At 73.0% G+C, this 7,111-nt stretch carries 6 protein-coding genes; 5 read left to right on the top strand and 1 reads right to left on the bottom strand.

Annotated features, from left to right (window positions below):
* Positions 1-41: 41 nt before the first annotated feature.
* From urtB to urtE, 4 genes are read left to right on the top strand one after another with little or no spacing between them, the layout of a single operon-like run.
* Positions 42-1,616 carry an urea ABC transporter permease subunit UrtB gene (urtB, locus tag M0638_RS11565; RefSeq protein ID WP_248667143.1) on the top strand — a complete coding sequence of 525 codons (1,575 nt, stop codon included), beginning with the start codon at positions 42-44 and terminating at the stop codon, positions 1,614-1,616.
* Complete coding sequence (urtC, locus tag M0638_RS11560) at positions 1,613-2,737, top strand: urea ABC transporter permease subunit UrtC (RefSeq protein WP_248667142.1); 1,125 nt, start codon at positions 1,613-1,615, stop codon at positions 2,735-2,737. Before urtB ends, urtC begins: the two co-directional genes overlap by 4 nt.
* Positions 2,734-3,471, top strand: a complete 738-nt coding sequence (gene urtD / locus M0638_RS11555) for an urea ABC transporter ATP-binding protein UrtD (protein ID WP_248667141.1) — start codon at positions 2,734-2,736, stop codon at positions 3,469-3,471. Before urtC ends, urtD begins: the two co-directional genes overlap by 4 nt.
* A 3-nt stretch (positions 3,472-3,474) precedes the next feature.
* Positions 3,475-4,167 carry an urea ABC transporter ATP-binding subunit UrtE gene (gene urtE / locus M0638_RS11550; RefSeq protein ID WP_248667140.1) on the top strand — a complete coding sequence of 231 codons (693 nt, stop codon included), beginning with the start codon at positions 3,475-3,477 and terminating at the stop codon, positions 4,165-4,167.
* Positions 4,168-4,307: 140 nt separating this feature from the next.
* Here the strand turns inward: urtE and M0638_RS11545 are convergent, their stop codons facing one another.
* Positions 4,308-4,670, bottom strand: coding sequence for a DUF6481 family protein (locus tag M0638_RS11545; RefSeq protein ID WP_248667139.1), 363 nt, complete (start codon positions 4,668-4,670; stop codon positions 4,308-4,310).
* Between the two features lie 432 nt (positions 4,671-5,102).
* Between M0638_RS11545 and htpG the strand changes: the two genes are divergently transcribed.
* Positions 5,103-6,953 carry a molecular chaperone HtpG gene (gene htpG, locus M0638_RS11540; RefSeq protein WP_248667138.1) on the top strand — a complete coding sequence of 617 codons (1,851 nt, stop codon included), beginning with the start codon at positions 5,103-5,105 and terminating at the stop codon, positions 6,951-6,953.
* The last annotated feature ends 158 nt before the right edge of the window (positions 6,954-7,111 follow it).

The raw sequence follows: 7,111 nt of genomic DNA, 5'->3' as shown, positions 1-7,111 counted from the left end.
CCCGCCCCGGGGGGGCCCCCGCTTCGGCACAGGGGGTGGCCATGCGACGACATCTGGCTGCGCTGCTGCTGGCCCTTGCCCTGCTGGGCACCGGGCCGGCTCTTGCGCAGGAAGGCTACGAGGCGCTGATCCAGGGCCTGGGCGGCGGCTTCGGCGCGCAGGCCGAGGCGGCGGAGAAGCTCGGCGCGCTGGGTGATGCGCGCGCCCTGCCCGTGCTGCAGGCGCTGAACGAGGGCCGCCTGCTGCGGCGCGAGGGCACGCTGCTGGTGCAGTCCCCGGCCGGCGTGGTCGATGCCGCCACCGGCGCCCCCGCCGATGCCGCCGGCGCCGAGCCGGTGCGCATCAACAACCGCGTGCGCGGCGCGCTGCGCGGCGCGCTGGGCCGGCTGCAGCTGGTCTCGCCCGATCCCGGCCAGCGCCGCGCCGCCGCCGATGCCGTGTTCCGCTCGGCCAGCGCCGAGAGCATCCCGGCGCTGGAGGCGGCGGTGGCGCGCGAGCAGGTGCCCGACATCAAGGCGCGGCTGGAGCTGGCCCTCGCCGCCTCCCGCCTCGTCGCCGCCGACCCCGCGGTGCGCCGCCAGGGCATCGAGGCGCTGGGCGGCTCCGGCTCCGCCGAGGGGCGCGCCCTGCTGCTCCAGGCCCGCGCCGCCAACCCCGACCTCGCCGCACCGATCGACGCGGCGGTCGCCAGCATCGACCACACCCTGGCTTTCCGGCAGGCGGCGGAGCTGCTGTTCCAGGGCCTCTCGCTCGGCTCCGTGCTGCTGCTCGCCGCCCTCGGCCTCGCCATCACCTTCGGGGTGATGGGCGTGATCAACATGGCGCATGGCGAGATCGTCATGCTCGGCGCCTACACCACCTACGGCGTGCAGCTTCTCTGCCAGCACTACGCGCCGTGGCTGCTGCCCTGGTCGATCGTCATCTCCATCCCCGCCGCCTTCCTGGTCGCGGGAACCTTCGGCGCCATCCTGGAGCGCGGGCTGATCCGCCACCTCTACGGCCGGCCGCTGGAGACGCTGCTGATGACCTTCGGCGTCAGCATGATGGTGCAGCAGGCGGTGCGCCTCGCCTTCGGCGCGCAGAACCGCGACGTGCTGAGCCCGGCCTGGATGCAGGGCACGCTGCTGCTGCCGGGCGGGGTGACGGTGACGCAGAACCGGCTCTGGATCATCCTGTTCGGCCTGCTCGTGCTCGGGCTGACCTTCGCGATCATCCGCCTGACGCGCTTCGGCCTCGAGATGCGCGCCGTGGTGCAGAACCGGCGCATCGCGGCGACGCAGGGCATCCGCACCTGGCGGGTGGACATGCTGACCTTCGCCTTCGGCTCCGGCCTCGCCGGCATGGCGGGGGTGGCGCTGAGCCAGATCGACAACGTCTCGCCCAACCTCGGCACCGGCTACATCATCGACAGCTTCCTCGTGGTGGTGTTCGGCGGCGTGGGCTCGCTGGCCGGCACGCTGGTCGGCGCCATGACGCTCGGCGTGCTGAACAAGCTGCTGGAGCCCTGGGCGGGCGCGGTGCTGGCCAAGGTCTTCGTGCTGGTCGGGCTGATGCTGTTCATCCAGCGCAAGCCGCGCGGCCTGTTCGCGCTCAAGGGAAGGGCCGCCGAGGCATGAGCTCCACCGTCAACGACGTCGCCCCGGACCGCGCCTCCCGCGCGCGGCTGGGCCTGCGCGCCGGCCTCGCCATCGCGGTGCTGCTGCTGGCGCTGCTGCCGCTGCTCAACCGGCTGCCGCCGGACAGCGCGCTGCACGTCTCCGACTTCATCATCAGCATCACCGGCAAGTGGATCACCTACGCCATCCTGGCGCTGGCGATCGACCTGGCCTGGGGCTATGTCGGCATCCTCTCGCTCGGCCACGGCGCCTTCTTCGCGCTCGGCGGCTACTGCATCGGCATGTACCTGATGCGGATGATCGGGCCGCGCGGCGTGTACGGGCACCCGGTGCTGCCGGACTTCATGGTGTTCCTGGGCTACACCGAGCTGCCCTGGTTCTGGTGGGGCTTCAACTGGTTCCCCTTCGCCTTCGCCATGGCGCTGCTCGTGCCCGGGGCGCTGGGCGCGCTGGTCGGCTGGCTCGCCTTCCGCTCGCGCATCACCGGCGTCTATCTCTCGATCCTGACGCAGGCGATGACCTTCGCGCTGATGCTCGCCTTCTTCCGCAACGACATGGGCTTCGGCGGCAACAACGGCTTCACCGACTTCAAGGAGCTGCTGGGCATGCCGCTGAGCCAGCCCGGCACCCGCGCCGTGCTGTTCTACGCCTCGCTGGCGGCGCTCTGCGGCGCGCTCTGGCTCTGCGCCCGGCTGACCGCCACCAAGCTCGGCCGCGTGCTGGTGGCGATCCGCGACGCGGAGAGCCGGGTGCGCTTCCTCGGCTACGACACGGCGCGGGTGAAGCTGTTCGTCTTCACCCTCTCGGCCATGCTGGCCGGGCTGGCGGGCGCGCTCTACGTGCCGCAGGTCGGCATCATCAACCCGGGCGAGTTCGCGCCGGGCAACTCGATCGAGGCGGTGATCTGGGTGGCCGTCGGCGGCCGCGGCACGCTGGTGGGCGCCGTGCTCGGCGCCTTCTCGGTCAACGCGCTGAAGACCTGGCTGACCTCCTTCGCCCCGGACCTGTGGCTGTTCGTCCTGGGCGGCCTGTTCGTGGCGGTCACGCTGTTCCTGCCGGCGGGGCTCGTCGGGCTGTTCCGTGGGCGTGGTCCGAAGGCGGACCCGAAGGGGGGGCGATGAGCGGCCCGGTTCTCTACCTCGACGGCGTCTCCGTCGTGTTCGACGGCTTCCGCGCGCTCAACGCGCTGTCGCTGACGATCGACGCGGGCGAGCTGCGCGCCATCATCGGCCCCAACGGCGCCGGCAAGACCACGATGATGGACGTGATCACCGGCAAGACCCGGCCCACCGCCGGCACGGTGCGGTTCCACGAGCACGACCTGACGAAGCTCGACGAGGCGACCATCGCCAATCTCGGCATCGGCCGGAAGTTCCAGAAGCCCACCGTGTTCGACGCGCTGACCGTGTTCGAGAACCTGGAGCTGGCGCTGAAGGCGCCGCGCGGCCCCATCGCCTGCCTGCGCTGGGTGCTCTCGGGCGAATCGCGCCGGCGCATCGAGGCGACGCTGGACGAGATCGGCCTGACCGCCCGCGCGCATGACCGCGCCGGGCTGCTCAGCCACGGCCAGCGCCAGTGGCTGGAGATCGGCATGCTGCTGATGCAGGACCCCGAGCTGCTCCTCGTGGACGAGCCGGTGGCCGGCATGACCGACCAGGAGACCGAGCACACCGCCGCGCTCCTCGTCCGCATCGCCGGCCGGCGCAGCGTGGTGGTGGTCGAGCACGACCTGGAATTCGTCCGCGCGCTGGGCAGCAAGGTCACGGTGCTCTGCGAGGGCGCGATGCTCTCGGAGGGCAGCATCGACCACGTGCAGAACGACCCGAAGGTCATCGACGTCTATCTGGGGCGCTGAACCATGCTGAGCGTCGAACGCATCGACCTTTCCTACGGCGCCAGCCGCTGCCTGCGCGGCGTCGACCTCGCCGCGACGCCCGGCAACATCACCTGCGTGATGGGCCGCAACGGCGTCGGCAAGTCCTCGCTGATGCGCGCCATCATCGGGCTGGAGCGAATCCAGGGCGGCAGGATCATGTGGGAGGGGCGCGACATCAGCGGCCTCTCGCCGGCCGACCGGGCGCGCGCCGGCATCGGCTACGTGCCGCAGGGAAGAGAGATCTTCCCCTTCCTGACCGTGCGCGAGAACCTGGAGACGGCGCTGGCCGCCGCCCCGCGGGGCTCGAAGGTCTCGGACGAGATGTTCGAGCTGTTCCCGATCCTGAAGCAGTTCCTGCGCCGGCGCGGCGGCGACCTCTCGGGCGGGCAGCAGCAGCAGCTCGCCATCGCGCGCGCCCTGACCACCCGCCCGCGGCTGCTGATCCTCGACGAGCCGACCGAGGGCATCCAGCCCAACGTCATCAAGGACATCGCGCGCGTGATCTCGTTCCTGGCGAAGACGCGCAACATGGCGGTGGTGCTGGTGGAGCAGTACTACGAATTCGCCCGCGACCTCGCCGACACCATCGCGGTGATGGTGCGCGGCGAGGTGGAGCTGGCCGGGCCGGTGGGCGAGCTGGACGAGACGGCGGTGCGCCGGCTGCTCACCGTGTAGCGGCACGGGGGGTAGCGGCACGGGGGGCAGCGGCGCGGGGCGCTCCGTCCCCCGCCGCCCCGTTCCGGCCGGCGGGGGACGGAGCGCCCCCGTCGCCGGTCACCGGCCCCCGCGGCCTCACGCCGCCGGGGCCCGCCGGCTCAGCCCCGGCGCCGCGCCTTGCGGGCGGCGTAGCGGGCATCGCGCGCGGCCTTGCGCTCGGCCTCGAGCTGCGCCTTGCGCGCGGCCTCCTCGGCGATGCGGGCCTCCTCGGCGGCCTTCGCGGCCTCCTGCTCGGCGCGGAGCCGCGCCTCCTCGGCCGCCTTCGCGGCCCGCTTCTCGGCCTCGCGCGCGGCCTGCCGCTCCTCGCGGGCGAGGCGGACGCGCCGCATCTCCTCCTGCTTGGCCTGCACCGCCGGGTCGTCCGGGGCGGGGCGGGCGCGGAACTTCTCCAGCAGCGCCTGCTTCGCCGCGGCTGAATCCTTCTGTCGATCCTGGAACTTGGTGCCTCTGAAGCCAGCCATTCCTGTCGTCTTTCAGTGGGAGGCGCTCCCGGTGAGGCCCCGCCTGAGGCCGGCCGGGCGCGATCGGCCCGGGCCGGGGGCCCCTGATGGGGCGAGTCTGCGGCGATGTAGCAGAACTGGTGCCCGCTTGCCGAGACGCCGGGGACGCCGGGCAGTCCCCACCCTGCCGCGTGGCGCAACGTGCCCCCCGGCCGCCCGACCTCGTGGCCGGCCGTTGAAATCCGCGTGTGTCGGCCGCATATGGCGCGCCGCCGGTCGCGGGTGGCCATTGCCGGCCCGGGCTCGGCCCCTCGGTGCCCCTGGAATGGTCCGCCTGGCGGTGCCGCCCGGGCGCGGACGGCCCGCGCCGGGACGGAGACGGATTCACGACCGGCACGGCCCGCCGCGACGGGCGTCACGGCCCGGGCCGGGCCCACACAGGGAGCAAGAGCCTTGAGCGAGACGGTGGAGCGGCACGAATTCGGCGCCGAGGTGGGGCGTCTGCTGGACCTCGTGGTCCACGCCCTCTACTCGGACCGGGAGATCTTCCTGCGCGAGCTGGTGGCCAATGCCGCCGACGCGATCGACCGCCGGCGCTTCGAGGCGCTGACCGACCCGGCGCTGACCATGCCCGCCGATGGCAGCATCCGCATCGTCCCCGACAAGGCGGCGCGCACCATCACCCTCTCCGACCCCGGCATCGGCATGACCAAGGCCGAGCTGGCGCAGAACCTCGGCACCATCGCCCGCTCCGGCACCCGCGCCTTCACCCAGTCGCTGGCCGGGGCGAAGCCGGAGGACCGGCCGAGCCTGATCGGCCAGTTCGGCGTCGGCTTCTACTCCGCCTTCATGGTGGCCGACCGGGTCGAGGTCACCTCCCGCCGCGCGGGCTCGGACGAGGCCTGGACCTGGTCCTCCGAAGGTGCGGGCAGCTACACCCTGGCCCCGGCCGAGCGCGCCGAGCCCGGCACCACCATCGTCCTGCACGTCAAGCCGGACGCCGAGGAATTCCTGGAGCCGATCCGCCTCCAGACCATCATCCGCAAATGGGCCGACCACATCACCGTGCCCATCACCGTCGCGGTGGACGGCAAGGACGAGCCGGCCAACGAGGGCACCGCGCTCTGGCGCAAGCCGAAGTCGGAGATCTCCGAGGAGAGCTACACCGAGTTCTACCGCCATCTCGGCCACGTCTTCGACCAGCCCTGGGCGACGCTGCACTGGCGGGCCGAGGGCGCGCTCGACTACACCGCGCTGCTGTTCATCCCCGGCATGAAGCCCTTCCAGGCCGTCGAGGGCGAGCGCGAGAGCCGCGTGCGCCTGCATGTCCGGCGCATGTTCATCACCGACGAGGCGAACCTGCTGCCGCCCTGGCTGCGCTTCGTGGTCGGCGTGGTGGACACCGAGGACCTGCCGCTCAACGTCTCGCGCGAGATGCTGCAGTCGACGCCGGTGCTGGCCCGCATCCGCCGCGCCGTCACCGGCCGCGTGCTGACCGAGCTGAAGAACCGGGCGAAGGATGCGTCGGACTACGCGAAATTCTGGGCGAATTTCGGCCCCGTGCTGAAGGAGGGCATGTGGGAGGACGCGGAGCACCGCAAGGACCTCGCCCCGCTGCTGCGCTTCCGCTCCTCCGCCGTGCCCGAGGAGAAGGATGGCGGCTGGACCTCGCTGCCCGACTACGTCTCGCGCATGAAGGACGGGCAGGAGGCGATCTGGTACCTCGCCGGCGACGATGCCGAGGCGCTGGCCGCCTCGCCGCAACTGGAGGGCTTCCGCGCGCGCGGCATCGAGGTGCTGCTGCTGACCGACCAGGTGGACGCCTTCTGGCCCGAGCGCTTCGAGGAATTCGAGGGGAAGAAGCTCCGCTCCATCACGCAGGGCGCCGCCGACCTCTCGAAATTCGCCCCCGAGGTGGCCGAGGGCGACGAGCCGGCCGACCTCGCGAAGCTGCTGCCGGCGCTCACCGAGGCGCTGAAGGGCGAGGTGGCCGAGGTGCGCGCCACCGACCGGCTCGTGGACAGCGCCGTGGTGCTGGCGGCGAGCGCGGGCGGGCCGGACCTCCAGATGCAGCGCCTGCTGCGCCGCGCCGGCCGCGGCGGCTTCGGCCTCGGCCTGCCGGTGCTGGAGCTGAACCCGCGCCACCCGCTGGTCCGCGCCCTGGCCGCCCGCGCCGATGCCGGCGAGGACCTGGCCGAGACGGCCGGCACGCTGCTCGACCTCGCCCGCGTGCAGGACGGCGACACGCCGCGCGACCCGGTGGGCTTCGCGCGCCGGGTGGCGGCGGCGCTGGCCCGGGGCTGAGCGGGCCGGCCCGGCACCGCCTCGACACGGCGGCCGGGTCGCCGGCGGCGTGGCCGAGCGCAAGGACGGCGTCGGCGCCCTCGCCGTCGTCGGCGTTCCGACGCGATCGTGACCGCGACCGCGCCCGGATCGCCGCGTTCGTCCCGCATCCGCAATCC

This window comes from Roseomonas acroporae (assembly GCF_023223525.1).
GTDB lineage: Bacteria > Pseudomonadota > Alphaproteobacteria > Acetobacterales > Acetobacteraceae > Roseomonas_E > Roseomonas_E acroporae.
Note: the sequence above shows the minus strand (reverse complement) of the source record. Positions and strands in the feature narration are given on the sequence as shown.

What these genes read in the sequence shown, in the direction of transcription:
- urtC (WP_248667142.1), top strand. Translation starts at nt 1,613, where the DNA reads ATGAGCTCCACCGTCAACGACGTCGCCCCGGACCGCGCCTCCCGCGCG.
- urtB (WP_248667143.1), top strand. Translation starts at nt 42, where the DNA reads ATGCGACGACATCTGGCTGCGCTGCTGCTGGCCCTTGCCCTGCTGGGC.
- M0638_RS11545 (WP_248667139.1), bottom strand. Translation starts at nt 4,670, where the DNA reads ATGGCTGGCTTCAGAGGCACCAAGTTCCAGGATCGACAGAAGGATTCA.
- urtD (WP_248667141.1), top strand. Translation starts at nt 2,734, where the DNA reads ATGAGCGGCCCGGTTCTCTACCTCGACGGCGTCTCCGTCGTGTTCGAC.
- urtE (WP_248667140.1), top strand. Translation starts at nt 3,475, where the DNA reads ATGCTGAGCGTCGAACGCATCGACCTTTCCTACGGCGCCAGCCGCTGC.